The sequence below is a fragment of the Streptomyces sp. NPDC023527 genome (assembly GCF_055560115.1).
In genome coordinates, this window is the sequence record NZ_JBVHJJ010000002.1 from 298,169 (window position 1) to 322,326 (window position 24,158).

The following is a 24,158-nucleotide window of genomic DNA, read 5'->3' on the forward strand; positions in this document are numbered from 1 at the left end:
GTGGCCCGTCACCTGTACTCCTGCCCCCTGCGCTGGTCGGACATGGACGCCTTCGGCCATGTGAACAACGCCGTCTTCATCCGCTATCTCGAAGAGGCGCGGATCGACTTCATGTTCCGGCTGGCGCCGGGGGAGGGGAGCACGTCGTTCCAGGGCGGGTCCGTCGTGGCCCGGCACGAGATCGACTATCTGCGCCCCCTGGTGCACCGGCATGCGCCGGTGACCGTGGAGACGTGGGTGACGAAGGTGGGCGCCGCGTCCCTGACCGTCGCCTATGAGGTCAAGGACGACGAGCAGGTCTACGTCCGTGCCCGCACCGTCGTCGTGCCCTTCGACTTCGAGGCCGGCCGGCCGCGGCGGATCACCGCCGAGGAGAAGAAGTTCCTGGCCGAGTTCCAGGACGACGACACGGCCGGCCAGGACGGCCGGCCCGACGCGCCCTCGAAGGGGGCCGTCGCCGCATGACGCCGCCCCTCGCCCCGCACGACGGGCAGCGGCTGCGCTTCGCCGATGCCGGGGAGGCGGCCGACCTGGTCGCCTTCCTCGCCCGGCTGATCCACTACGACCGTGCCGCCGCGGTCCGGCTCCAGGCCGGAAGCGGCGTCCTCGGCGTGTTCGGCCGTCCGCCGTCCTTCGAGGTCCTCGCCATCCGCACGGCGCGGCTGGCCGAGGACGCTCCGCTGGACGTCACCGTCTCGGCCGGGCAGCTCGCGGACGCCCTGGACTCGGCGGCCCGGGCGACGGGCCCGGGTGCCGCCGGCGCCGGGCTGGAGATCTCCGTCCCCGACGCCGTCACCGGCCCGCCCTGGGCCGGCGTGCTGCCGCCGCGCGGCGGCTGGCAGCGCGTCGAGGGGCTCCCGGACGTGGCCGCGGTGCAGGGTGCGGTCGCCGCCGCGGTGGCCGAATTCCGGACCCGTGACGCGGAGCTGCCCGAGCAGCGTCGCACGCGCGTCGAGCGCGACCGGATAGGCCGGGAGATCTGGTCCCGGACGCTGGGTGAGACGGGGCTGCCGTTGCGTGCGGTGCATGCCGCGCAGTCCCTGGGGTTCCTGCGGCCCGTACGGGCCACCGCCGCCCGGCAGGCCGGGCGGGGCGGGGCCGCTCTTCTCGCGGCCGAGCCGCTGGCGTTGTTCGCCGCGGGCGGGTGGCTGCGGTTGCGTACGCCGTACGGGTCGATCGCTGTCCGTACGGGGGGACTTGGCGGGCTCGTGGTGACGCCGGCGTAGGTGGGGACGGGCTCTTTCCCCTTGCCCACCCTTTTCCGGTAGCCGGGGCTCCGCCCCGGACCTCGGGTCCTCAAACGCCCAAGGATGGGTGGGACGGGCTGATCATTCCTCAGTGTTGATCATCGACGCCGCCGCGTACGTCAGGTAGTTCCACAGCTCCTCCGCGTGAGCGGGCGTGAGGTCCAGTTCCTCCACGGCGTCCTTCATGTGGCGCAGCCACGCGTCATGGGCAGCGCGGTCGACTGTGAAGGGCGCGTGCCGCATGCGCAGGCGCGGGTGGCCGCGGTTGTCGCTGTAGGTGCGAGGGCCGCCCCAGTACTGCATGAGGAAGAGCGCCATGCGCTCCTCGGCCGGTCCCAGATCCTCTGGGTACATGGGCCGCAGCAGGGGGTCCTCGGCGATCCCCTGGTAGAAGTGGTGCACCAGGCGCCGGAAGGTCTCCTCGCCGCCGACCTGCTCGTAGAAGGTCTGCTCCTGAAGCGTGCCGCGCGGAATCTTGTTCACCTCTCCATGGTCTCAGACGGCCCGGCGGAGGACTGGCGATGTAGGACCACGGGCCCCACCGATCACCGTCCGCCCATCACCGTCCATCGATCACAGCCCACCGAACACCCGCCCCCGAACGCTTCGCGCCGCAGCCCCCCGCGGCGCACAGTGGAGTCATGGGCCGTGCGTACCCGGACAGCGAGCTCGGTGCCACCCTGCGGGCGCGGCTCGTCGGGGAGCTGGAGAGCCGCGGTGACCTCACCGATCCCCGGTGGCGGGAGGCCTTCGCCGAGGTGCCCAGAGAGCTGTTCGTGCCGTCCTATTACGTGGGTGTCCGCGGCGGCTACCGCCGGCTGTCCCGGGAGGACGCCGATCGCCGTGCCCACAACGCCTGGCTGACCGGCGTCTACGCCGACGAGCCGCTGGCCACGCACCTGAGGGACGGCGAGCTGATCTCCTCCAGCAGCCAGCCCTCCCTGATGGCCAGGATGCTGGAGGCCCTCGACGTCCGCGAGGGCCACACCGTCCTGGAGATCGGCACCGGCACCGGCTACAACGCGGCCCTGCTCGCCCACCGGCTCGGTGACGACGCCGTGACCACCGTCGACCTCGACCCGGAGATCACCGACGCCGCTCGCGCCCACCTGACGGCCGCCGGCTTCCGCCCCGCGGTCGTCACCGGCGACGGGGCGCGCGGCTGTTCCTCGCGGGCCCCCTTCGACCGGACGATGGCGACGTGCGCCCTTCCCCGCGTCCCGGACGCCTGGCTCGAACAGAGCCGCCCGGGCGCGCTGATCCTCGCCCCGCTCGCCACCGGGCTGATCGCGCTGCGGGTCACGGACAGCACCCATGCCGAAGGCAGGTTTCTGCGGACACCCGCCTTCTTCGTCCCGCTGCGGGGTGATGTTCTTCCCCCCTCGCCCCGCAGCGGCGGCCTCCCGTGCCGCCTGATGCAGAGCGACAGTTTCCGTTTCCTGCTGGCGCTGACCGCCGGCCGGTTCGACCCGGCGGACGCCCTCGCCTTCTGGCGCGACGAGGGCCGCCCGCCGCGCGAGCGCTTCGGCCTGACGGTGGCCGACGGCCGTCAGTGGGCCTGGCTGGACACCCCCGGCGGCCCCTGGCGATGGCCGCTGGACGACGACGAGGGGACCTGACCAGGGGTCCGTCAGCCCCGGCGGAGGGTGATCGTGGTCCAGGCGCCCACGTGCACCCGGTCGCCCTCGCCGAGCGGCACCGGCACGTAGGGCTGGATCGGGTCCTCCGAGCCGTTGATCGTCGTGCCGTTGGTGGAGTCCTGGTCCACGACGGCCCAACTGCCGTCCGGCTGCTGGACGAGCATGGCGTGCTGGTGCGAGACGCCCGGATCCTCCGGCGGGCGGGACAGGTCGATGTCGGGCGACTCGCCGGTGCTGTGCCGGCGGCGTCCGATGGTCACCTGGTGTCCGCTGAGGGGGAGTTGCAGCTCGGGGGAGTAGGCGGGGAGGTTGAGCCCCGCCGCCTCGGGCCCGCTGCGGTTCATCATCGCCAGGAAGTACTCGCGGTCCGGTGCGACCACCGCGACCCAGCCGGCGGGCGCCGGGGACTGCGGCGGTACGGAGGACGGCGCGCCCCCCGGCGCGTACGGCTCGTACGGATACTGCGGCGCGGGCGGGGCGGGCGGCGCCTGGCCGGCGCTCGGCGGGGACAGCAGCCAGTCGCCGTCCGGTTCGTCGCCGTAGCCCGGCGCCGCCGGGTGGCTCTGCGGGGTGAGCGGCTCGGCCGGGCGGTTGATCCGGGACGGGCGCGAGCCGTAGTACTCGTACGACTGCGGCGGCTGGGTGTGCTGCGGCGGGGGTGGCGGTGCCGACTGGAAGCCCTGCGCCTGCGGGACCGGCGGCGGCCCGAACGAGCCTCCGGCGGCCGCCAGGAAGTTGTGCCGGCACTCCTCGCAGAAAGGTGCCTGCGCCTCGCGGGGCGTACGGCAGCGCGGGCACAGCTCCGCCTGCACGGTCGCGTCGCCGAAGCCGTAGCCGACGCCCGGGGACGTCAGTGGAGCTCCGGAGGGCGGGGGCGGCGGCGGGACGGCGCCGGTGGGGGCCGCCGACATCCGGTGGCCGCACACCTCGCACCAGTCGTCGGCCGCCGACTGGTGGCCGTTCGGGCAGGTCGGCATGTCGGTTGATTCCCCCTCGTGTGCCGTTCGTTGCCGGGCTGTCGTCGTTGGTCTGCTGCTGGTCTGCTGCTGGTCTGTTACGGGTGGTTCCGGGCTGTTCAGGCGCTTCGAGCCGGTTCGGGGCGCTTCGGCGTGCGAGCCCCGCCGCGCGCCCCCGCCGAGTCGGTCGCGCCGATCGTCCCGGTCGCGCTACTTCTTCACACGCACGGTCTTGGTCGAGCGCGTTTCGAGCGTCATCCGCGCCTCCTCCGAGACCTTTGCCTTCAGCCGCACAGTACCGGTCGCGGCGTCCACGACGTCCACCACCTTCGCGAGGAGTCGGGCGGTGTCCTCGTTGCCGGAGCGGCTCGCCAGCTGCACGGCCCGGCCCAGCTTCGCCGTCGCCCCGTCCACATCGCCCGATTTGCGCAGCTCCAGGCCCTGTTGGATGACCTGGGCCAGCTCCGCCTGCCCGGTGTAGTGGGCGACCTGCGGGTTGATGGACGTCGACGCCGACAGGTCGTCCGTCCAGATCGCCCGTACGAGACCCTGCGCGAGCACCTGCGGCGACGATCCCCCCAGCGATGATCCCTCCGGCGCGGGCAGGACGAGCGCGACGCGGGCCGCGAGCATCTCCTCGCCCACCGCGGCGCTCGGCACCTTGACGCACACGTGGTAGTCGCGGGACTCGTCCCCCCAGGAACCGGTCGGATACTCGCCGGTGCGCGGCCCCGCCTCGACCCGCCGGCCGGTCAGCTCCTCCACGGACGGCGCGACCTGCTTGACGAACCGCACCTCGGCGCCCTGCGGAGTCCACAGGCGCAGGGCGACGTCCGCGACCTCCTTGCCCATCGTGGTCTCCATCATCCGCGTGAAGTCCGCGGCCAGACCCGAGGGATCGGCGACGATGTCGGCGGTGCCCAGCAGCGCCGAGGCGATGCCCGTGACCTCCTTGACCTCCCAGTCCGTCCCCACGCCCCGCGCGTCACAGGTGAACCGGCCCGCGCACACGTTCAGCGTCGTGCGCAGCGCCTCCGGCTCCTCGTGCTCGTTGCGGCCGTCGGTCAGCAGGATGCCGTGGCGTATCGACACGTCGGAGGAGGCCAGCAGCCGGTCGGCCAGGCGCAGCCAGGTGCCGATGGCGGTGCCGCCGCCCGGCGTGAGCTTGCGCAGCGCGTCCTTGGCCTGCTGCCGGGTCGTCGCGTCGGCCACCGCCAGCCGTCCGCCGCCCGGATACGCCTCCTTCGCCTGATGGGTACCGGCGACCACGGCGAAGGCCACCCCGTCGCGCAGGGTGTCGATCGCGGCCGCGGTGGCGTCCCGGGCGTTGCGCATCTTGGTGGGCGGGTAGTCCATCGAACCGGAGCAGTCGACCATGATGACGACCGCCGCCTCGGGGGCGGGCGCCCGCACGGCATGGGCCGAGGGGGGCTGATGAGGCACCAGAGGCGTTTCTGCCGTGGTGCCCCCGCCGGTGGCGGTGACCGTGACGATCGCGTTCACCTCACGGCCGCCCTCGGGAAGGTGCGCGTTCTGATACACCTCCACCGAGAACTGGGGCACACCCGACTTGGAGAAATTGGCCATCTGATCCGCTCCTCGGTACTCCACCGACACACAGGTGTTCGCAGGGGTGACGCGACGGGCGGACAGGCGCGCGGTGCCGCGAAAGCGACACCGGCGTGCTTTTCCCCCCGTTGACGGCAGGCCGTCAGGCCGATCCTGCCCCCTCGGGCGGCAGCGGGAACGGCAGTACGGCCACTGTTACGTTGTCGTGGCCCCCTCCGTCCAGAGCGTGGGCCAGCAACTGCCGTGCGCATTCCAGCGGTCGCGACCGGGCGTCCGGCGCCGTGATCGCGGCCATCTGCTCGGCCGACTCGGCGTAGTTCCACAGCCCGTCGGTGCACACGATGACGACGCCCTCCCGGTCCGGGTGGAACGACGCGGTGTGCGGATCGATCTCATAGGCGTCCGCGCCCAGCCAGCCGGTGATCGCGTGGGCGCGCTCGTCCGCGTACGCCTCGGCCTCGGACAACAGGCCCGCGGCGACCATCTGGGCGGCCCAGGAGTCGTCCTCGGTGAGCCGCGCGGGCTGGGTGGCGCGGTCCTCCGGCACCCAGTAGGCGCGGCTGTCGCCGATCCAGCCCACCGTCAGCAGGTCGCCCGCGACGACGGCGGTGACGATCGTGCACGCCGGGGCGTTCTCGTGGCGGTGCGTCTCGTGCTCGCGCGCCTCGTTCGCGGCCGGGGACGCCGCCAGGGACGTGACGGCCTCGGCGGCCCGGACGATCGCGTCGTGGGTGGCCTGCCGTGGGTCCGCGCCCTGCGGGAGCGCCGTCACCAGCGTCTCGCGCGCGGCGGCGCAGGCGGCGGCCGACGCCTCGTCGGGGCGGGTCGCGGAGGAGACGCCGTCACTGACGACGGCGACGGTGGCCGGACCGCCGTCGGTGAGGGCCACGGTGGACACCGCGTAGGCGTCCTCGTTCCGGTGGTGGCGCAGTCCGCGGTCGCTGACCGCCGCGACGCCTGGCAACTGGTGCTCCATGTGATCCCGTTCGCGCGGTTGTGCATGTCCGCAGTGTTCGCAGTACCCGTCTTTGTCGATCATGCCGGATCGGCAGGACCCACAGGTCCGGCCGGCCCCCTCCGCGCCCGGATGGGCGGCCCCCGGCTCCGGCGGCGCGCCGGAGACGCCGTGCGCCGCCTGCGCCGGCACCCCGACGGCCGTGCGCGGATCGCACGGTGCGGGGGCGCCGGGGCCCGCGGAGGCGTCGGTGCCCGGCGGCGGGCAGGGGGCGGTCGGCCCCGGGGCGGGGGCGTCGCGGGCGGCCGGCCCGCCCTCGGGCGGCGCGACGAGCCAGTCGTCGGGCGGACTGTCCGGCATGGGCGGCACCGCCGACAGGTCGGCGCCGCAGCCGCCGCAGAAGTTGTCGCCCGGCTCCAGGGGCTCGTGGCAGACGGGGCACGCCGTCAGTTGCGGGGGTCGCGGCAGTTGCGACATCGATCACACCCATGTCCTGGGGCGGAAACGGTTGGCCCGCTCCACCAGTTCGATCCGTTCCTCACCACGCTGGGCGAGCCGCGCCAGTACGCGGTACGAGCGCTCCAGTCCGAAGCGCAGGCCACGCTCCTCCAAGCCGCTGCCGAGCAGTGTGGCAGCGCGGGCCCCGTGCGGCGGGCCGGCCGCGCCCGGGGCGCCCGAGAGCACCCAGTCCAGCGCGCAGCCCAGCACCTCCGTGGCGAGCCGCTCCCGGCGCACCGCGTCCAGCCCGAAGTCCGCCAGCCGCTCCACCTGCCCGGCGGCGGCCACCAGGTCGTCCAGCAGCGCCTCCTTCGGCGAACGCTGCCGCAGCCGGGCCCGTACCGCCGCGACGCGCGCCGCGGTGAAGTGGATGGACGCTTCCGGCACGGACTCCAGCGCGGCCACCGCGCCCGTCCGGTCGCCCGCGGCCAGCCGCACCCGGGCCAGCCCGAACGCGGCGCTGACGAAGCTCGGGTCGGTCGCCCACACCAGGTGGTAGTACTCGGCGGCGTTGTCGAGCTGACCGAGCACCTCCGCGCACACCCCCAGCGCCAGCTTCGGCGCCGGCTCGCCCGGGAACGCGTCGTAGACGGCGTCGAAGGACAGCGCGGCGGTCTCGTGGTCACCGAAGGCCAGCGCGTGCAGTCCGCGGTACCAGACGATCCGCCAGTCGTCCGGATGGGCGGCCTCGAGGCTCCCCACCGCCTTCGACGCCAGCGTGCCCTCGCCCAGTTCCACATGCGTCCGGATGCGCCGCAGCCGCAGCTCCAGCGACTCCATGGGGGCGCTCCGCAGCGCGGCGTACAGCTCGGCGGGGTGCGAGGCCGGCAGGCCCGCGAGGAAGCCGGCGTTGGGGTCGCCCGGGTCGACGAGCGGCACCGGCAGCGCCAGGGCCGCGGCCGGGGTGTCCAGGGCCGCGACGACCAGTGGCCCCGCGGCGGTGCCCGGCGGCGGCTGGGCAGGTGCCGGGGCGCCCGGCAGGGCCGCGCGGCCCGTCTCCCGCACGCCCAGCGCGGACGTCCCGCCGTCCGTCTCCGCGAACAACCGGGTGTCCACCACCCGCAGCTCCGGCCCGAACAGCGTCGACAGCGCGGGCCGCGGCCGCCCCGTCTGGAGCGCCACGACCTCCCGCAGCACGCCCGTCAGCTGGTCCGCCATTTCCTGCGCGGACGCGAACCGCCGCCCCGGATCGGGGTCGGTGGCCCGGACCAGCAGCCGGTAGAAGGACTCGTAGCGGGTGAAGACCTCGATGTTGCCGGGGTCCGGAAGGCTGTCCGCGAAGACGTTCGTGTAGCCCTGGAAGTCGAAGGTGAGCACCGCCAGGGTGCGCGCCACGGTGTACAGGTCGGAGGCCACGGACGGGCCCAGCTCCGCGACCTCGGGGGCCTGGTAGCCGATCGTGCCGTAGATCGCGCTGTCGTTGTCGTCCATCCGCCGGACCGCGCCCATGTCGATGAGCTTCAGCTGGTCCTGCTGCTGGATGGCATTGTCGATCTTGAAGTCGCAGTACAGCAGTTTGCGGCTGTGCAGATGGCCGAGCGCGTCCAGCGCCTCGATGCCGTACGCGCACGCCTGCTCGACCGGCAGCGGATCCCGCCGCCCGTCCGGCCGCCGCCGCTCGTTGGCGATCTCCTTGAGCGACTTGCCGCCGACGTACTCCATCACGATGTAGCCGTCGAGACTGCCGGTCCGCTGGTCGAGGTGTTCGACGAAGTTGTAGATGCGGACGATGGTGGAGTGCTCGATCTCGGCGAGGAAGCGCCGCTCGGAGACGGCGACCGCCAGCGCGTCCTCGTCCCCGGTGTCCAGCAGGCCCTTCAGGACCACCCAGCGGTCGGAGACGGCACGGTCGATGGCCAGGTATATCCAGCCCAGGCCGCCGTGCGCGAGACAGCCCGCCACCTCGTACTGCCCGTGCACCACATCGCCCGGCCGCAGCTTCGGCACGAAGGAATAGGGGTGCCCGCACTTGGTGCAGAAGCCCTCCGTGCGCCCCGGCCGGTCACCGCGCGAACGCCCCACCTGCGCACCGCAGTCGCCCTTGCTGCAGAACCGCTTGCGCTCGGGCACCTCGGGGTTCGCCAGCACCGCGGCGCGCGGGTCGGGGCGCGGCACCTCCGGCACGCTGACCAGCCCGGCGCCCAGCTTGCCGCGCCCGGAGGAGGCCGCCGACGCCGACCGCGTGCTGCGCACCGACACCGAAGGGGCGCCCACCGTGGCCTGCGAGCCCTTCGACAGGGACAGCCGCCCCGACACCGACCGGCGCGAGGACGCGGACCGCGACGACCTGGAGGACGACCGGGACGAGGAGCCCGAACCGGCCCGCTCACTGCCCTGCGAGCCGCTGCTCCGACCGCCCGCCCGGCCACCGGCCGTGACGCCCGTGGCGGGCGAGGACAGCGCTCCGCCCGGCGCGACCACCGGCGTGAGCCCGCAGGTGTCGCAGTACAGCTCCCCGCCACCGACGTCCTCGTACGAACCGGCGCAGCCCGGCCGCTGGCAGGCGGCGTCACTCATGAGTCCCCCCTACGTGGTCGACGGGCCCGGAGGTCCCGGTCGCGGACGGCGGGGCGAGAGCCTCCGCCAGCGCCCGCTGATAGCGCAGCACGGCCTGCTCGGCGGCCATCAGATCGCACGGCGCGCTCCACAGCATGCGGCGCGCCGCGTCGTAGCGCTCGGTGAGGAAGGTGTCCTCCGCCAGGCCGAACCGCGCGGTCTTGGCCTTGTACGCGTCCAGCCGGCCGCGCAGCTCGGCCCGTACGGCCAGCGGCGCCGTGACGGCCGTCAGCGAGTCGCGGGCGCGCAGCAACTCCTCCTCCGCGCGCCGCTCCAGGCCCTCCAGGAGCGGGGACAAGCGGTGCCACCGGGCGTGTCTGCGGTGCTCGGCGGCGGCCGCCAGCTGTTCGTAGAGCGCCGTCGGCGGCCCGGAGACGGCCGGCACCTCGGAGGCGGCGATCTTGGAGAGGACCTCGGCGCGCGCCTGACGGGCCTCGTTCAGCGTGCGGTCCGCGCGCGAGAGGACGTCCCGCACCCGCATCAGCCGCTGCTCGGAGTCCTGCCGGACGTCCAGGACCGCCTCGACCTCGCGCCGGACGTCCTCCAGGGCGCGCGCGGCACGGTCGTAGCGGTCGGTGTCGGGCCGGCCGCCGCCCGGCGCGGAGCTCGGCGAGGCACCGGCCCAGAAGGTGAGCGGATCGGATATCACCTCGGACCGCAACGACGCGAGCTCCTCGGTGATGCGCTCCAGGTCGTCGCCGGAAGGGTGCTCACCGGGCCGTACGCCCACCGAGTGGGCGAGGGCGCGGGTGCGCCGCAACTCGGCGGCGAGCAGGTCGATACGGGCCGGCAGGGCGGACCAGACGGCGTCGGCGGCGACGACCACGTCGAGCGCCTGGGCGTACCAGCCGTTCATCCGCTCCAGGAGCTCCTGGAGGCTCAGCCGCTCACTGAGGCGGGCGGCGGTGCCCAGGGGCGCGAGCGAGGTCGCGGTGTGTCCTCCGCCGGGCAGGGTGACGCCGCTGCCGCGCAGCAGCTCGGTGAGCTCGGACAGCTCCGCCTGGGTGGGCCAGCGGCGCCGGCCGCGCAGCCGGCGGGCGGCGGTCAGTGCGGCGCTGTAGGCGTCGAAGCACGTCCACAACTGACTGATGAGCTGTTCGGCGACCGCCCACTTGTTCTTGGTGACACCGGTGAGCTCCGCGCCCTCCAGAAGACGGCGGCCGGCGTGGTCCTGGAGGGCGAGCAGCGAGGACTCGACGGCCTCGTGCTCCGCGCCGAGCCGCGCCAGCGCACGGTCCACCTCCTCGCGGCTCAAGGCCGGCCCGGTGGGTCCCGCGACCGCCATCGATCCCCTCTCCTGTCCCCGGCCGCGCCGCGGACGTGTCCGTAACGGTGGTGCTCGTCAGTCCAGTGTCGGCCCTGTGTCGGTCCGGCGCCCCGCGGTCGGTCCCGGTGCTTGTCAGTCCCGGTACTTGGGCTCCGGCGGGGCGGTGATCCCCTTGAGTCCGACGGCGAGCCACTTGCGGTACGCCTGCATCCACGCGCTGCCGTCGCCGCCGCCGCGGTAATCCTCCAGCACCTTGTTGACCCGGCGTACCAGGTCCACGTCCTTGAGGTTCATCGCCACGCCGTACGAGTCGTCGGTGAACCGTTGTCCGACGAGCTCGACGGCCGGGTCCTGAGCCACCTGACCGGCGGCGAGGGCGCTGTCGGTGAGCACCGCGTCCGCCTGGCCGAGCTGGAGCCGCACCAGGCAGTCGAGCTGGTTGGGCACGGCCAGCAGGGACGCGCCGTGCGGCTCGTCCTTCAGCACGGTCTCCGCGGTGGCCCCCTTGGCCGCACAGACCTTCTTCCCTCTCAGCGTGTCGTCGAACGCTTTGATCGATGACCCCTTGGGGGCCAGCAGCTGAAGTCCGGTGTCGAAATAGGCGGTGGAGAAGGCGACTTGTTCGATCCGGTCACAGGTGATGGACATGGTGCGCGCGATGATGTCCACCTTGCCCTTTTCCAGGGCGGGTATGCGCTGGCTGGTGGGGATCGTCAAAAAGGTGACCTTGTCGGCGTCGCCGAGGATGTCCTTGGCGATGGCACGCACCAGGTCGATGTCGAAGCCGCTCAGCTCGCGGGTCGCCGGATTGCGGTAGCCCCAGCGGTAACTGTCCTGGTCGACGCCGGCGATCAGCCGCCCGCGGTCCTTGATCCGCCGCACGGCCGGGCCGTCCATCCCTGCCGACGGCCGCAGACTCGCCTCCGGATCGGCGCACTTCGCCGGAGCGGCGGCGGCCTCGTCGGCCGGCGCGGCGGGCCCGGTCGTGGCCCGGTCCCCGTCGAACGGGACGGCGACCGCGGCGGTCACCGCCAGCGCGCACACGGCCGCCGCGGCGACGACGGAGGCCATCCGCCAAGGCCGCCGCCTTCCGCGCGCCTTCGGCGCTCGCCGCGCTTCCCGCTCGTGCACCGCCTGTTCCCGCGGTCCTTCTTCCGTCGTCGGTGTCCGCATGGCTCCGCCTCCCCCCGTCACCGGTACTCCGACAGTCTGCGCCCGATGCCCACCACCGCGCCCGCCGCCGCCAGCACGGCCAGCACGGCTGCCCCGGCCGCCAGCCCGGACAGGGCCCCGCGCCCGTCGTCGGCGTCCCGGCGGAACTCGCGCTGCTCGTGGGCCAGGGCCCGGCGCAGCTCGGTGTCCACCCGGTCGAAGGACTCGCCTGTGCTGCCCTTCTCGCCGATCACCTTCGGCAGGGCCTGTTCGTAGAGCCCGTTGTCGTCGGCGGTGCGGGCCTCGCCGTGGCGCACCTGCCATTCCCGTACGTCCTTGATGGCGGCGTCCACCGGGTCGCGGCCCGCGGAGTCGTCGGCGAGGCCCCTGGCACGCTCCAGGAGGGTGCCGCGCTCGGCTTCCCCGCCGCCGGCGCCGATGAGCTTGCGCATGCCGTCGCGGTAGGCCGTCTCGTACGCGTCGTCGCCGTTCGCGGTGAGCACCGAGCCGCGCGCCACCAGGGTGAGGTTCTCGTCGCCGCGGGCCTGGAGGGAGCCGATCCGGGCCTCGTTGAGGACCTGGAGGGACTTGGCGCCGTGGGTGTAGGAGCTCTCCAGGTCCGAGCGGGCCACGGCATGGCCGACGACCAGCCACAGCAGCACCACGCCGGCCGCGGCGGTGGCGGCCAGCATGCCGTGGTTGAAGACGCGGTTGGTGCGCCGGTAGGTGCGCCGCTGGGCCCAGCCGAGGGCGCCGAGGGCGAGCAGGCCGGTGGCCAGCGCGGCCCACGGCCAGGACTTGGCGTCGGCGTAGTCGGAGCCGAGGCGACCGGTCTCCGTCTCGTAGAGCCGGCGGGCGGCGGGCAGCAGCTCCAGGCGCATCCGGTCGCCGGCGTTGCGCAGATAGGCGCCGCCCAGCGGGAGGCCCTGCCGGTTGTTGGCGCGGGCGGACTCCACCAGGCCGGTGTACTGCGGGAGGAGTTCGTTGAGCCGGGCTATCTCCCGGCGGGACGCGTCCGAGCCGTCGGTGTTGGCGGCGGCCTTCACCAGCAGTCGGGACGCCAGCGCGATGTCCTTCTCGTAGCGCTGCCGGACCGCGTGCGGCTCCTGGCCGCCGGCGAGGAAGCCGCTGGCGGCCGTGGTGTCGGCGTCGGCGAGGGAGCGGTAGATCTCGGCGGCGTCGGCGCTCAGCGGCTGGCTGGCGCCCACGACCGCGTCGGCGGCCGAGGCCCGGTCGTCGACCTGCCACGCGGTGACGGCGCCGAAGGCGACCAGCACCGCGGCGAGGAGGGCTCCGATGATGCGCAGCCGGCCCGGCTCGGTCGTCGCGGCGGCCCGCAGGCGGTCGGCCGCCTCACGCCAGGCGGCCGGGCGGGCGGGCGCGGGCGGCGGCGGCGCGGCGGCGCCGGCCGGCTGCGGGTGTGACACGAGACCTCCCCCTTGGTCGCTGTGGGTGGCCTGTCACCCGGCGTGCCGGGGAACAGGTGCCCGGCCAGCAGTATGGCCGGAGGGACTGACAAACACACCGGTACCGCGGCGATCTTGTTCGGATCGCGATCAATGCCGGGTCGGCGTCGGCCTCTGTAACCCACCACGAGCGCCGGGCCCGTTCGGTTCCCGGGCCGTCACGGGCCGGAGCGGGCCGGGCTGCACCGCTCAGGACCCGGAAGGGGACTCGAAGGGACCTCGAAGGGGAGGCGACCGTCAGCGGTCGTAGGTGTAGAACTTCGTGTGGTCCAGCATGTCGGCCGGCGTGACGTTGTTCCAGGGGCGCATGGTGTCGTTGAGGTCGACGACGTTCGCGGTGCCGGCGGCCGGCAGGTAGGGCGAAGTCGGGTGCATGCGCTGCCAGTCGGCCCACAGCTTGTCGATGAAACAGTGGTGCAGCCAGAAGACGGGGTCGTTGGGCGAGACGCCGCTGGACATCTGGCCGCCCACCCACACGTGGACGCGGTTGTGGAGGTTCACCCCGCGCCACCCTTCCAGGTGGTTGCGGAAGCCACCGGTCGAGGCGCTGTTCCAGGGGGCCATGTCGTACGTGGTCATGGCGAGGACGGAGTCCACCTCGGCGCGGGTGGGCAGCTCGCGGACTCCGGCGCCGAGTTCGCGCTGGAGGTAGGGCCGGCTGTCGACGCTGACGCTGATGTTCCACTTGCCCGTGGAGTACGCGAACGGGCCGGTGGTCACCTGCGAGTCGCGGCTGCGGCCGGTGCCGCCGAGGAAGTCGGCGCCCCAGAGGGAGGAGGTGGCGCTGCGGTCGGCGGTCCAGTCCCAGTAGGGCAGGGTGACCGAGGCGTCTATCTTCTGGAGCGCCTGCTCGAACTGGATCAGGAAGCGGCGGTGCCAGGGCAGGAACGACGGCGAGCGGTGGCCGACGCGGTCCCCGCTGTCGGTGTCGCTCATGATGAACTCGTTGTGCGTACGCACGAATCCGTCATAGTCGCCGGAGCGCTTGAGCTCCAGCAGGGCGTTGACGAGGTTGCGCTTCTCGGTGGCGGTCAGGCTCGCCTGGTTCTTGCGCACTGCCATGGTGAGTCGGGTCCTCTCGGATGGGGTTCGGTGGAAGGGCAGTGGCGGATCAGGAGACCGCGATCGGGACGAGCGTGGCGCCCCGGAGCTTGTCGACGGCGGCACGGGCCACGGCACGCGGGGTGGCGAAGGGCTCGTAGTGGTTCACCACGCTGATCCAGGTGCCGTCGGCGTTCTGCATCACGTGCAGTTCCTCGCCGTCGACGAAGACCGAGAAGCCGCCGCCGTGGTGGGCGCCGTGGCTGCCGGCCGCGGCGGCCTTACCGACGATGCGGCGGCCCTGGTAGACCTCGTCGAACGCCTCGGGGGCGCCGTGGCCCCCGTGGCCGGAGTGGTCTGCCGTGGCCGGCATGGCGGCGCGGCCGACGGCCAGCGCGGAGGGCGCGGCGAGCGCGGCCCCGGCGACGGCCACGGCGGTTCCTCTGAGGACAACACGTCGGGTGACGTTGGATGACATGGACGGCATGGGTCATTCCCCCTTGAACGGGACGCGGATCGATGGGTCGCAAGCGGGAGTTGTCACGAATGCACCGCAAATCACTGTTGATGGCGGTTGCCTGTTGTATTTCGTGATCAATCCGTGCGGGCCGGATGCTTGCACGACCATGGCGGAGGAATGAAATGGTTGGCCGCTTTACGGACATTCGGTGCATGAATGGTCAACAAATGCCAGATGAGGAATTTCTGGCGCATGACCTTGTTGACGCCGTGTCAGAAAATTCTGCGGCCGGAGGGCATCGCTACAGAAAGATTTGCGGAGGATGAGCTTCCGCGGTGACGCCTCTCACGATGTGAACATGACGTGAAGAGTGTGCCGATACTGCCGAATCCATGCATGGAGGCATGGATTCCGAAGTAAAGGCGACACGTCTACGCGTAGTGCCCGCGCAGCCGTTCATACGCGGCCGTCGGTGCCGCCACGTGATCGAGGGCCAGCAGTGCGGCACCGAGCACCGGCGGTGCCGTGACGACCAGCGGCACGGCGCGCGGCGCGCGCTCGGCCAGCAGTTCCACCACCCGGCCGTGCAGCAGGGGGTGCCGGGCCGCCAGGACACCACCGCCCAGGATCACCGGCACGCGCGCGTGGAGCAGCTCCAGCTTGGTCAGCGCGACGCACGCCATGGTGGCGACCTCCTCCGCCTGCCGGGCGACGATCGCCCGCGCGACCGGGTCGCCGCCGGCGGCCACCGCGAACAGCACCGGCGTCACCTCATGGCGCCGGACCCGCTCCACCGCGCCCAGGTGCAGCGCCTCGATCAGCTCGGGCATGCCGGACAGCCCGAAGTGCGCGGGGATCGCGCGGGCCAGCTCGCTGGGGCCGCCCCGGCCGTCGGCCGCGCGCGCCGCCCACCACAGCGCCTCCTCGGCCAGGAACCCGCCGCCGCCCCAGTCGCCCGAGATCCGCCCGATCGCGGGGAACCGCGCCGTCCGGCCCCCCGGGGCCAGCCCGGAGCAGTTGATGCCCGCACCGCACACCACGGCCACGCCCGTCGGCTCGCCCGTGTCCGGCAGCCCCGCCCGCAGCAGGGCGAAGGTGTCGTTGGCGACCGTGACCGTACGCCCCCAGCCGCGCGCCTCGATCTCCGCGGTCAGCCGCTCCTCCTCCACCGGCAGATCGGCGTTGGCCAGGCACGCCCGGACGTGCCGGACCCGCAAGGGGACCGGCACCCCGGCCCGCGCCGCCGCCTCGGCGATGATCGGCGACAGGCCCGCCACCGCCCGCCCGGCGCCCACCCGCTGCGGGTCGAAGCCTGCGCCGCGCGCCTCGCCGAGCACCACGCCGTCCCCACCCACCAGCGCCACATCGGTCTTGCTGTTGCCCGCGTCGATCGCGAGCAGCGTGCCCCTCACGTCCACGCGAGATGCTCCCGGTTGTGCGCGATCAGATCGTCGGTGAGCTTGTCGGCGTACGCGATCTGGCCGATCAGTGGATGGGCGAGCAGCGCCCGGAAGACCCGCTCGCGTCCGCCGTGGAGCGCCGCTTCCAGCGCCAGGTGCTCGTAGGCGGTGACATTCGCGACCAGCCCGGCGAACAGCGGCTCCAGCGGCCGTACGGGCAGCGGGCGCGCCCCGCGCGCGTCCACCGCGGCCGGCACCTCGATCACCGCGTCGTCGGGCAGGAACGGCAGCGTGCCGTTGTTGGGGGCGTTGACCACCTGGACGTCGCCGGTGTCGCCCAGCAGCGACGCGGTCAGCGCGACCGCCGCCTCCGAGTAGAAGGCGCCGCCCCGCTTGCCCAGCAGCTCCGGTTTCTCCGCGAGCCGCGGATCGCCGTACATCGCCAGCAGTTGCCGCTCCATATCGGCCACCTCGGCGGCGCGCGAGGGCTTGGTGCGCGCCTCCCGGACGACCTCGTCGTGCTGGTAGAAGTAGCGCAGGTAGTACGAGGGCACCACGCCGAGCCGGTCCAGCAGCGCGCGCGGCATCCGCAGGTCCTCGGCGACCGCTGCCCCGTGCTCGGCCAGCAGCTCCGGCAGCACGTCCCGGCCGCCGACCGTCACCGACCGCTCCCAGGTCAGGTGGTTGAGCCCGACGTGCTCCAGGGAGACCGCCTCCGGTGCCACCCCCAGCAGCCGGGCGAACTTCCGCTGGAAGCCGATGGCGACGTTGCACAGCCCGACGGCCCGGTGCCCGGCCGTCAGCAGCGCGCGGGTCACGATCCCCACCGGGTTGGTGAAGTCCACGATCCAGGCGTCGGGGTTGCGCCACCGCACCCGCTCGGCGATGTCCAGGACCACCGGGACCGTACGCAGCGCCTTGGCGAGCCCGCCCGCGCCCGTCGTCTCCTGGCCGACGCAGCCGCACTCCAGGGGCCAGGTCTCGTCCCGCTCGCGGGCCGCCTGACCACCCACGCGCAGCTGGATCAGCACGGCGTCCGCGCCGTCCACGCCGGCGTCCAGGTCCGCGGTCCAGGTGATCCGGCCGGGGTGCCCCTGCCGGGCGAAGATCCGCCGGGCGAGCCCGCCGACCAGTTCCAGCCGGTCGACGGCGGGGTCGACGAGGACCAGCTCCTCCAGGGGCAGCGTCCCGCGCAGCCGGGCGAATCCGTCGATGAGTTCGGGGGTGTACGTCGAGCCGCCACCCACTACCGCGAGCTTCAACCCTTTACTCCTGTCAGTGTGACGCCTTCGACGAAGGCCTTCTGTGCGAAGAAGAAGACGACGATGACCGGCGCCATCACCAGCAGCGTGGCGGCCATGGTCAGATTCCAGTTGACGTTGTGCGCGCTCTTGAAGGATTCGAGTCCGTACGACAGCGTCCACGCGCCCGGATTCTGTGCGGCGTAGATCTGCGGTCCGAAGTAGTCGTTCCAGCAGTAGAAGAACTGGAAGAGCGCGACCGCCGCGATACCGGGCCTGGCCATCGGCACCACGACGCGTATCAGCGAGCGCAGTTCACCACAGCCGTCGATCCGCGCCGATTCCAGATACTCGGTCGGTATGGTCAGCAGGAACTGCCGCAGCAGGAAGATCGAGTACGCGTCCCCGAACGCCATCGGAATGATCAGCGGCCACAGTGAGCCCGACAGGTGCAATTGCTGCGCCCACACCAGATACATCGGAATGACGATCACCTGGGGCGGCAGCATCATCGTGGCGATGACGAGCATCATGGCCGGCCGGCGCCCCCGGAAGCGGAACTTGGCGAGCGCGTAGGCGACCGGGATCGCGGAGCACACGGTGAAGAGGGTGCCCAGTCCCGCGTAGAGCAGGGAGTTCTTCCACCAGTCGAGGAAGCCGGGGGTGCGGAAGACCTCGGTGTAATTGGACCAGTGCCATTCGTGCGGCCACAGTTCGCCGCTCATCGCCTGCTCGTCGCTCATCACGGAGGTGAGGAGGACGAAGACGAACGGCAGGACGAAGAAGAGTGCGGCGGCCACCGCGACGGTGTGCACGGCTATCCAGTGCAGGGCACGACGACGGTTCATCCCCTGTCAGTCCTCCTCTCTCAGCAGGCCGGACCGCTTGCGCATCAGCAGCGAGGTCACGGCCATGGCGATGACGAAGAGCACGAGCGAGAGGACGCACGCGGCGCCGGTGTTGAAGCTCTGGAAGCCCAGCGAATAGACGAGCTGCGGCACGGTGAGCGTGGCGTGGTCGGGATATCCGGGCTGGATGACCGACCCGGGGCCGATGTTGACGCCCGAGGCGAGTTTTCCGGCGACCAGGGCCTGTGTGTAGTACTGCATGGTCTGCACGACACCGGTCACGACCGCGAACATCACGATCGGGGTGATCGACGGCCAGGTGACATAGCGGAATTTCGCGAGGGCGCCCGCGCCGTCCAGCTCCGCTGCCTCGTACTGCTCCTTGGGCACGTCCAGCAACGCGGCCATGAAGACGACCATCAGGTCGCCGATGCCCCACAGGGAGAGCAGCACCAGCGACGGCTTGGCCCAGGCCGGGTCGTTGAACCAGTTCGGCGCGGAGATCCCGACCGCCGACAGGGCCTCGTCGACCGGGCCCGTACCGGGATTGAGCAGGAAGACGAACGCCACGGTCGCGGCCACCGGAGGGGCCAGGTAGGGCAGGTAGAAGGCGGTGCGGAAGAAGCCCGCGCCCGTCTTGATCCGGGTGACGAGCAGGCCGATGCCGAGCCCGAAGACGACCCGCAGGGTGACCATCACCACCACCAGCCACAGGGTGTTCCACAGGGCGGGCCCGAAGAGCGGCATCCGTCCGAGCACATACGACCAATTCCGCAGGCCGACGAAGGTCGGTGCCTGGATCTGGTTGTAGTGCATGAAGGAGAAGTAGGCGGTGGCGAGGAGCGGATAGCCGAAGAAGACGGTGAAGCCGACCAGCCAGGGGGAGAGGAAACCGAGCGTGCGCAGCCGCTCCCGGGCGCGTTTGCGGCGTAGTGCGGGGGCGAGGGGGATCGCCATGGCGGGCCTCCGTCAGTCGCGGGACTGGAGATTGTCGTCGTCTATCTGCCGGTCGAGGCGGCGCAGCCCCTTGTCCAGGTCGTGCACCTTTCCCGCTTCGACGGCATAACCGAAGTCCTGGAGCGAGACGATGTACTGCCCGCCGTTGACGGACGGCGGCATGCCGACGCTGCGCGGGTTCCGGGCGATGTCGAGGAAGGTGCGGAAGGCGGGGTCGGCGTCCAGCTTCGGCGAGGCGAGCGCGGCCTTGGTCGAGGGCACGTTGTGGATGGCGTTCGCGAAGGCGACCACCTGATCGGTGTCGGCGGTCAGGAATTTGAGCAGCTCCCACGCCGCGTTCTGGTGCTTGCTGCTGTGGGCGATGCCCGCGACGGTCCCGGTGAGATATCCGCGCCCGTACGTATCGGCCCGGTCGTCCGGCACCGGCATGGGTGCCGTGCCCCACCGGAACGGCGCCTTGGCTTCGTCGAGCATCAGCCCGCGCCACTCGCCGTCCAGGTGCATGGCGACCTTTCCGGTGAGGAAGGCGTTCTGCGAGGACATCTCGTCACCGAAGGTGGTGCGGAATGCCTCCAGTGGTCCGTAACCGCCCAGCGCGGAGATCAGCTTCCGCTGCACGGTGAGGAAGTCCTTCGCGGCGCCGCCCTCGGCGAGCCGCGACCTGCCCTCCGCGTCGAAATACCGTGGTCCCCACTGGGCGAAGAGCCGGTCCGGGCTGTTCTGGTAGAAGCGGAAGTCGGGCATGAATCCCAGCCGTTTGTACGAGCCGCCCGCCCGCTCGGTGAGCCTGACCGCGTCCCGCTGGAACTCGGACATGGTGCGCGGCGGCCGGGTGATGCCGGCCTTCTCGAAGGCGTCCTTGTTGTAGTACAGCCCATAGGCGTCCGCGAGGAGGGGCAGCGCGCACTGCTTTCCCTCGTAACTGGAGTACTCCAGAAGTGTTGCGGGGAATATCCGCTCCTTGTCCATGGCGGACTTCTTCAGGAAGGGGTCGAGGTCGACCCACATGCCCGAGGAGCAGTACTGCCCGACGTTGTTGGTGGTGAAGGACGCCACCACATCGGGCGCGTCGTTCCCGCCGGCCCGCAGGGCCTGGTTCACGGTCGCGTCGGTGACGTTCCCGGTGGACTTCACCCGGATGTTGGGGTGCAGCTTGTGGAACCGGGCGATCGAGGCGTCGACCGCCGCGACCTCCTTCTTCTCCGACCAGCCGTGCCAGAACTTCAGGGTGACGGGCGCGGCCGGATCGTCGTCGGCGCTGCCGGCGGCGGGGTTGGCACAGCCGGCAGCGAGCAATAAGGCGCAGGTGAGCAGGGGCATGAGCACGGCCGGTGCGCGGCGGCTTCGCGTGCGCGGCATGGCGGGACTTCCTTCGCGGCGGAGGCGGGCGGGGAAGGTGCGAGGGCTCGGGCGGCTGCTAGGCGGTGTCGAACACGGTGTCGCGGACGTCGACGAGCGCGGTCTGGAGCGCGCCGATGAGGATCGGGGAACCCTCGACGGCGCTGAGCCGCAACGCCGGCCGGGGCAGGGCCAGGCCGGTCAACTCCGCCTCGACCGCGTCCCGCAGCCGCTCGCCGCCGGCCCGGCAGACCTCACCGGAGAGGACGACCAGCTCCGGGTCGACGACGGCGACGACGGCCGCGAGCCCGGTGGCGATCCGCCGGCCCAGCTCGGCGAGGACCAGGTCGCCCGCGCCGGGCGTGGCGGCCGCGAGGGCCAGCGCCTCGGTGGCGGAGGCGGCGTCGATGCCGTGGGCGCGCGCGAGGTCGGTCACGGCGGGTGAGCCGACGAGCATCTGGAAGCCCCCGCCGCCGTCCGGCCGGACGGTGGCGTCCGGTCCGCCGCGCGCGAGCGGCGCGCCGGGCAGCGGCATGTAGCCGATCTCGCCGGCGCCGCCGGTGGCGCCGCGCAGCAGTCTGCCGCCGAGCACGACGGCGGCGCCGACGCCCTCGTCGGCCCAGAGCAGAACGAAGTCGTCGAAGTCCTGCGCGGTGCCGTCGCGTTGCTCGGCGACCGCCGCGAGGTTGACGTCGTTCTCGATGACGACGGGAGCGCCGGTCGCCTCGGCGAGCTCGGCGCGGAGGGTGGGGGAGTGCCAGCCCGGCAGGTGCGGCGCGTACCGCAGCGTCCCGGTGCGCGGGTCGAGGGCGCCGGGTGTGCCGATGACGACGCGGTGCAGGGCGTCGCGGCCGAGTCCGGCGGCGGTGAGCGCGCCGCCGACGGCGCCGGCGACCAGCTCGGCGGTCCGCTCCCGCACGGCCGCGTCCCGGGCGTCCGCCGCGACGTGGTGCTCGCCGACGATCCGGCCGGTGATGTCCGCGACGGCCGCGGTGATCCCCTCGGGGTCCACGGAGAGCGCGGCCACATGGGCGGTGCCCGGATTCACCTCGTACAGCCGGGCGCTCGGACCGGGCCGCCCGGTGACGCTGCCCGTCGTACGGACCAGGCCGGCGCCCTCCAGCCGGGCCAGGAGCTGGGAGGCGGTGGGCTTGGACAGCCCGGTCAGCTCGCCGAGGCGGGTGCGGGTGAGGGGGCCGTGCGCGACGAGCAGGTCGAGCGCGGCGCGGTCGTTCATGGCCCGCAGCAGGCGGGGGGTGCCCGGGGTCCCGGCCATGGCCGGCCTCCATCCCGAAAACTGTTAGGAAAGTTTCCTATTGATGATCAGGACCGTAAGCACAGGTCAACGTGGCGTCAATGGGCCTGCCATGGGCTCCACCAAAGCGTTACCCACGCGGCAGGGCCACCGATCAGAACGTCCCCGAGCGCGCCATGTTCCGCATCGTCCGCGCCAGCGTCCGCCCGAACGCGGCCACGGTGTGCCGGGCCGTCGGGGTGTCCGCGTAGATGGAGTTCACGCGCAGACCGGCGTCGTTCTGGTTGAACAGGAAGCAGATGCCGTTGCTGTGCGACACCCAGGTGTGGCCCCTGGCCTTCCACGCGGCGTGCCGCTCCGACCCCGGCGACTTCCTGAAGTCGATGTACGAGGACAGATTGACGGCGCAGGGCCAGGAGGTCACCGAGGAATACTCCGGCGCCAGGAGGTGCAACGCCGTCACGAAGGGCACCCCGACATTCCTGAGCATCGTGGCGGACGCGGTACCGATGTTCGCCACGACCTTCTCGAAGTCCTCGTCCTCCGCCACCGAGAACTCCATGGGCATCGTATTGACGAACCACCCCATGGCGTTCAGATAACGCCCCCTGCCGCGCTCGCTGACCGGCATGATTCCCCGGAAGACCGCCGGCCCGCCCTCCTTCCTGAGGGAAACGCCGACGGCCGCCAGGACGCCCGCGTGCAGACTCCCGCCGACCTTCCGGCAGCGCGCCTCCATCGCGTCGGCCTCGTCGCCGGCCAGCAGGGTGAGCGTCTCGTTGACCGCGGGGTACAAGCGGCCCGGCTCGATGCCGAGGTCCAGGGGGAACGCCGGGAAGAACCCGCCGTTGCGCGCCATGAACGCCTTCCAGTAGTCCAGCCGGCTGTCGTCGCCGTCGATCGACCCGCTGCGGCGATGCTGCTCCCGGCTGAAGTCGAGATAGCTGCCCACCTCGCGGAGGACCGGCTGGCGACCGCCGGCGAGCGCCGCGTAGGCGGTGGCGATGTCGTTCACGGCGATCGGCGCCGAGAAGCCGTCGTACACCATGTGGTCGAAGGCGAGATACACCGTGGTGGACCCGTCCCTGATCACCGCGCACATGACGAACAGCGGCCCGGCGAGCGTGTCGATCCGCTGGAAGAGCCCGTCCAGGCGGGAGCGGAGCGCGGCGGGCGAGTCGGCGGGCCCCGAGTCGACGACGTCGAGCGTGACGGCGTCCGGTGCCAGCGCGTCACAGGTCACGTCCCCGGCCAGCTGCCGGAACGCACAGCGCAGCACCTCATGGCGCCGCACGAAATGCAGCAGCGCGGAGCCGAGCGCCTGCCGGTCGAGCCGGCCCGGGATTTCGAAGGTGACCACGGCATAGGAATGGAGCGGGTCTTTCGTGCCGCGTGTTTCCCGCGCCGTCGTGAAATGTTTTTCCTGGTTGTACGACGCGATGTCGCGGGGCCGCGCGGAATCGGTGGCGTCCCGCGTCTCCGCGGGGCGCATCCGCCACTCGACGACATGTCCGGGTGTGACGTCCAGTTCCGAGATGGGGAGCTGAAGCACCGGTGGCCGACCTTTCCGTCGCTGTGGTCACCACGTCGCTCGCGCAGCCGGAGCGGCCATGGCCGACGCGTGCCCGACGCGCCCGTCGGTGGTGGCCGGCGGTCCAGCCGGCCTCATCCGTCCAGCTCAACGAGTCAACCGACGGCACAGCAACGGGCGGGCGGTCAGCGCCCCGAAAAATCGTGCGACGCCCCACCTGTCCCGGTGTTAACTTTTTGACCCATGGAGCAACTCGGCGACAAAGAAATACGCGCGTCTTTCGTGAACTGCTCGAAAGGCGAGGCGAGCAGAATCTCCCTGCCCCGGGGACTGGCCGAACTCCCCTGGGCGGACCTCGACTTCCTGGGCTGGCGGGACCCGGGCGCCCCGGACCGCGGCTACATCGTGGCGGAGCGCGCCGGCGAGCTGGTCGGCGTCACCCTGCGCGTCCCGCATGGCGGCCACCGGAGCCTGACCAAGACCACCATGTGCTCGCTCTGCCTGACCGCCCACGGCGGCTCGGGCGTCTCCCTGCTCGCCGCGCGCAAGGTCGGCCCCTCGGGCCGCGACGGCAACACCGTGGGTGCCTATATGTGCGCGGACCTCGCCTGCCCGCTGTATGTGCGGGGGAAGAAGACTCCGGTGCTCGCGATGAAGTACAAGGAGTCGCTGTCGCTGGAGGAGCGGCTCGCCCGGATGACGGGCAACCTGGAGGAATTCCTCGACCGGGTGTTCCAGACGGAGAGCGCCACGCGCTGACGCCCTCCGCCGGGCGGCCGCC

Annotated in this window: 21 protein-coding genes; 4 read left to right on the forward strand and 17 right to left on the reverse strand. The window is 72.3% G+C overall.

Going from position 1 to position 24,158, the window contains the following annotated elements; all coding sequences use genetic code 11:
* Entirely contained in the window at positions 1 to 465 is a 465-nt protein-coding gene (locus tag ACZ303_RS04840) for an acyl-CoA thioesterase (RefSeq protein WP_467335071.1), read from the forward strand.
* Positions 462 to 1,226 carry a DUF8185 domain-containing protein gene (locus ACZ303_RS04845; RefSeq protein WP_467335073.1) on the forward strand — a complete coding sequence of 255 codons (765 nt, stop codon included), beginning with the start codon at positions 462 to 464 and terminating at the stop codon, positions 1,224 to 1,226. The genes ACZ303_RS04840 and ACZ303_RS04845 overlap by 4 nt, the downstream gene beginning before the upstream one ends.
* 102 nt (positions 1,227 to 1,328) lie before the next feature.
* Here ACZ303_RS04845 and ACZ303_RS04850 read toward each other — a convergent pair whose 3' ends face one another.
* Positions 1,329 to 1,730 carry a globin gene (locus ACZ303_RS04850; RefSeq protein WP_467335074.1) on the reverse strand — a complete coding sequence of 134 codons (402 nt, stop codon included), beginning with the start codon at positions 1,728 to 1,730 and terminating at the stop codon, positions 1,329 to 1,331.
* Between the two features lie 158 nt (positions 1,731 to 1,888).
* Here ACZ303_RS04850 and ACZ303_RS04855 point away from each other — a divergent pair, with 158 nt between their 5' ends.
* Positions 1,889 to 2,866 carry a methyltransferase domain-containing protein gene (locus ACZ303_RS04855; RefSeq protein ID WP_467335076.1) on the forward strand — a complete coding sequence of 326 codons (978 nt, stop codon included), beginning with the start codon at positions 1,889 to 1,891 and terminating at the stop codon, positions 2,864 to 2,866.
* An 11-nt stretch (positions 2,867 to 2,877) separates the two neighbouring features.
* Here ACZ303_RS04855 and ACZ303_RS04860 read toward each other — a convergent pair whose 3' ends face one another.
* The 16 genes from ACZ303_RS04860 to ACZ303_RS04935 form a co-directional block, all read right to left on the reverse strand.
* Positions 2,878 to 3,864 (reverse strand): FHA domain-containing protein, encoded by a 987-nt coding sequence (locus ACZ303_RS04860; RefSeq protein ID WP_467335078.1) that lies wholly within the window; start codon positions 3,862 to 3,864, stop codon positions 2,878 to 2,880.
* 189 nt (positions 3,865 to 4,053) lie between these two features.
* Positions 4,054 to 5,430 carry a vWA domain-containing protein gene (locus ACZ303_RS04865; RefSeq protein ID WP_467335080.1) on the reverse strand — a complete coding sequence of 459 codons (1,377 nt, stop codon included), beginning with the start codon at positions 5,428 to 5,430 and terminating at the stop codon, positions 4,054 to 4,056.
* Between the two features lie 124 nt (positions 5,431 to 5,554).
* Positions 5,555 to 6,844 carry a protein phosphatase 2C domain-containing protein gene (locus ACZ303_RS04870; RefSeq protein WP_467335082.1) on the reverse strand — a complete coding sequence of 430 codons (1,290 nt, stop codon included), beginning with the start codon at positions 6,842 to 6,844 and terminating at the stop codon, positions 5,555 to 5,557.
* Between the two features lie 3 nt (positions 6,845 to 6,847).
* Positions 6,848 to 9,382, reverse strand: a complete 2,535-nt coding sequence (locus tag ACZ303_RS04875) for a serine/threonine-protein kinase (RefSeq protein ID WP_467335084.1) — start codon at positions 9,380 to 9,382, stop codon at positions 6,848 to 6,850.
* Positions 9,375 to 10,706: a hypothetical protein gene (locus ACZ303_RS04880; RefSeq protein WP_467335086.1), complete on the reverse strand. Its 1,332-nt coding sequence runs from the start codon at positions 10,704 to 10,706 to the stop codon at positions 9,375 to 9,377. The genes ACZ303_RS04875 and ACZ303_RS04880 overlap by 8 nt, the downstream gene beginning before the upstream one ends.
* Positions 10,707 to 10,820: 114 nt before the next feature.
* Positions 10,821 to 11,759 carry a glutamate ABC transporter substrate-binding protein gene (locus tag ACZ303_RS04885; protein ID WP_467335088.1) on the reverse strand — a complete coding sequence of 313 codons (939 nt, stop codon included), beginning with the start codon at positions 11,757 to 11,759 and terminating at the stop codon, positions 10,821 to 10,823.
* Between the two features lie 119 nt (positions 11,760 to 11,878).
* Positions 11,879 to 13,267 carry a hypothetical protein gene (locus ACZ303_RS04890; protein WP_467335089.1) on the reverse strand — a complete coding sequence of 463 codons (1,389 nt, stop codon included), beginning with the start codon at positions 13,265 to 13,267 and terminating at the stop codon, positions 11,879 to 11,881.
* A 276-nt stretch (positions 13,268 to 13,543) separates the two neighbouring features.
* Positions 13,544 to 14,368 carry a tyrosinase MelC2 gene (gene melC2, locus ACZ303_RS04895; RefSeq protein WP_467335091.1) on the reverse strand — a complete coding sequence of 275 codons (825 nt, stop codon included), beginning with the start codon at positions 14,366 to 14,368 and terminating at the stop codon, positions 13,544 to 13,546.
* A 49-nt stretch (positions 14,369 to 14,417) separates the two neighbouring features.
* Positions 14,418 to 14,834, reverse strand: a complete 417-nt coding sequence (gene melC1, locus ACZ303_RS04900; protein WP_467335093.1) for an apotyrosinase chaperone MelC1 — start codon at positions 14,832 to 14,834, stop codon at positions 14,418 to 14,420.
* A gap of 404 nt (positions 14,835 to 15,238) precedes the next feature.
* A complete protein-coding gene (locus ACZ303_RS04905) occupies positions 15,239 to 16,225 on the reverse strand; it encodes an N-acetylglucosamine kinase (RefSeq protein ID WP_467335095.1) in 987 nt (328 codons plus the stop codon).
* On the reverse strand, positions 16,216 to 17,469 hold the full coding sequence (locus ACZ303_RS04910) for a 6-phospho-beta-glucosidase (protein WP_467335097.1): 1,254 nt from the start codon (positions 17,467 to 17,469) through the stop codon (positions 16,216 to 16,218). The genes ACZ303_RS04905 and ACZ303_RS04910 overlap by 10 nt, the downstream gene beginning before the upstream one ends.
* Positions 17,466 to 18,296 carry a carbohydrate ABC transporter permease gene (locus ACZ303_RS04915; protein ID WP_467335100.1) on the reverse strand — a complete coding sequence of 277 codons (831 nt, stop codon included), beginning with the start codon at positions 18,294 to 18,296 and terminating at the stop codon, positions 17,466 to 17,468. Before ACZ303_RS04915 ends, ACZ303_RS04910 begins: the two co-directional genes overlap by 4 nt.
* A 6-nt stretch (positions 18,297 to 18,302) precedes the next feature.
* A complete protein-coding gene (locus ACZ303_RS04920) occupies positions 18,303 to 19,253 on the reverse strand; it encodes a carbohydrate ABC transporter permease (RefSeq protein WP_467335102.1) in 951 nt (316 codons plus the stop codon).
* 12 nt (positions 19,254 to 19,265) lie between these two features.
* A complete protein-coding gene (locus ACZ303_RS04925) occupies positions 19,266 to 20,612 on the reverse strand; it encodes an ABC transporter substrate-binding protein (protein WP_467335104.1) in 1,347 nt (448 codons plus the stop codon).
* A gap of 58 nt (positions 20,613 to 20,670) precedes the next feature.
* On the reverse strand, positions 20,671 to 21,867 hold the full coding sequence (locus tag ACZ303_RS04930) for an ROK family transcriptional regulator (RefSeq protein WP_467335106.1): 1,197 nt from the start codon (positions 21,865 to 21,867) through the stop codon (positions 20,671 to 20,673).
* 133 nt (positions 21,868 to 22,000) lie between these two features.
* Positions 22,001 to 23,398 (reverse strand): condensation domain-containing protein, encoded by a 1,398-nt coding sequence (locus tag ACZ303_RS04935; protein ID WP_467335108.1) that lies wholly within the window; start codon positions 23,396 to 23,398, stop codon positions 22,001 to 22,003.
* Positions 23,399 to 23,620: 222 nt separating this feature from the next.
* On the opposite strand from ACZ303_RS04935, the gene ACZ303_RS04940 reads away from it, so the two are divergent.
* The gene (locus ACZ303_RS04940; protein ID WP_467335109.1) at positions 23,621 to 24,136 is read left to right on the forward strand and encodes an FBP domain-containing protein; all 516 of its coding nucleotides are present in this window, start codon (positions 23,621 to 23,623) and stop codon (positions 24,134 to 24,136) included.
* Positions 24,137 to 24,158: the final 22 nt, after the last annotated feature.

Bases quoted from the DNA above. Each gene is read 5' to 3' on its own strand.
- ACZ303_RS04845 (WP_467335073.1), top strand. From the start codon at position 462: ATGACGCCGCCCCTCGCCCCGCACGACGGGCAGCGGCTGCGCTTCGCC.
- ACZ303_RS04855 (WP_467335076.1), top strand. From the start codon at position 1,889: ATGGGCCGTGCGTACCCGGACAGCGAGCTCGGTGCCACCCTGCGGGCG.
- ACZ303_RS04860 (WP_467335078.1), bottom strand. From the start codon at position 3,864: ATGCCGACCTGCCCGAACGGCCACCAGTCGGCGGCCGACGACTGGTGC.
- ACZ303_RS04865 (WP_467335080.1), bottom strand. From the start codon at position 5,430: ATGGCCAATTTCTCCAAGTCGGGTGTGCCCCAGTTCTCGGTGGAGGTG.
- ACZ303_RS04870 (WP_467335082.1), bottom strand. From the start codon at position 6,844: ATGTCGCAACTGCCGCGACCCCCGCAACTGACGGCGTGCCCCGTCTGC.
- ACZ303_RS04875 (WP_467335084.1), bottom strand. From the start codon at position 9,382: ATGAGTGACGCCGCCTGCCAGCGGCCGGGCTGCGCCGGTTCGTACGAG.
- ACZ303_RS04880 (WP_467335086.1), bottom strand. From the start codon at position 10,706: ATGGCGGTCGCGGGACCCACCGGGCCGGCCTTGAGCCGCGAGGAGGTG.
- ACZ303_RS04885 (WP_467335088.1), bottom strand. From the start codon at position 11,759: ATGGCCTCCGTCGTCGCCGCGGCGGCCGTGTGCGCGCTGGCGGTGACC.
- melC2 (WP_467335091.1), bottom strand. From the start codon at position 14,368: ATGGCAGTGCGCAAGAACCAGGCGAGCCTGACCGCCACCGAGAAGCGC.
- melC1 (WP_467335093.1), bottom strand. From the start codon at position 14,834: ATGCCGTCCATGTCATCCAACGTCACCCGACGTGTTGTCCTCAGAGGA.
- ACZ303_RS04915 (WP_467335100.1), bottom strand. From the start codon at position 18,296: ATGAACCGTCGTCGTGCCCTGCACTGGATAGCCGTGCACACCGTCGCG.
- ACZ303_RS04920 (WP_467335102.1), bottom strand. From the start codon at position 19,253: ATGGCGATCCCCCTCGCCCCCGCACTACGCCGCAAACGCGCCCGGGAG.
- ACZ303_RS04925 (WP_467335104.1), bottom strand. From the start codon at position 20,612: ATGCCGCGCACGCGAAGCCGCCGCGCACCGGCCGTGCTCATGCCCCTG.
- ACZ303_RS04930 (WP_467335106.1), bottom strand. From the start codon at position 21,867: ATGGCCGGGACCCCGGGCACCCCCCGCCTGCTGCGGGCCATGAACGAC.
- ACZ303_RS04940 (WP_467335109.1), top strand. From the start codon at position 23,621: ATGGAGCAACTCGGCGACAAAGAAATACGCGCGTCTTTCGTGAACTGC.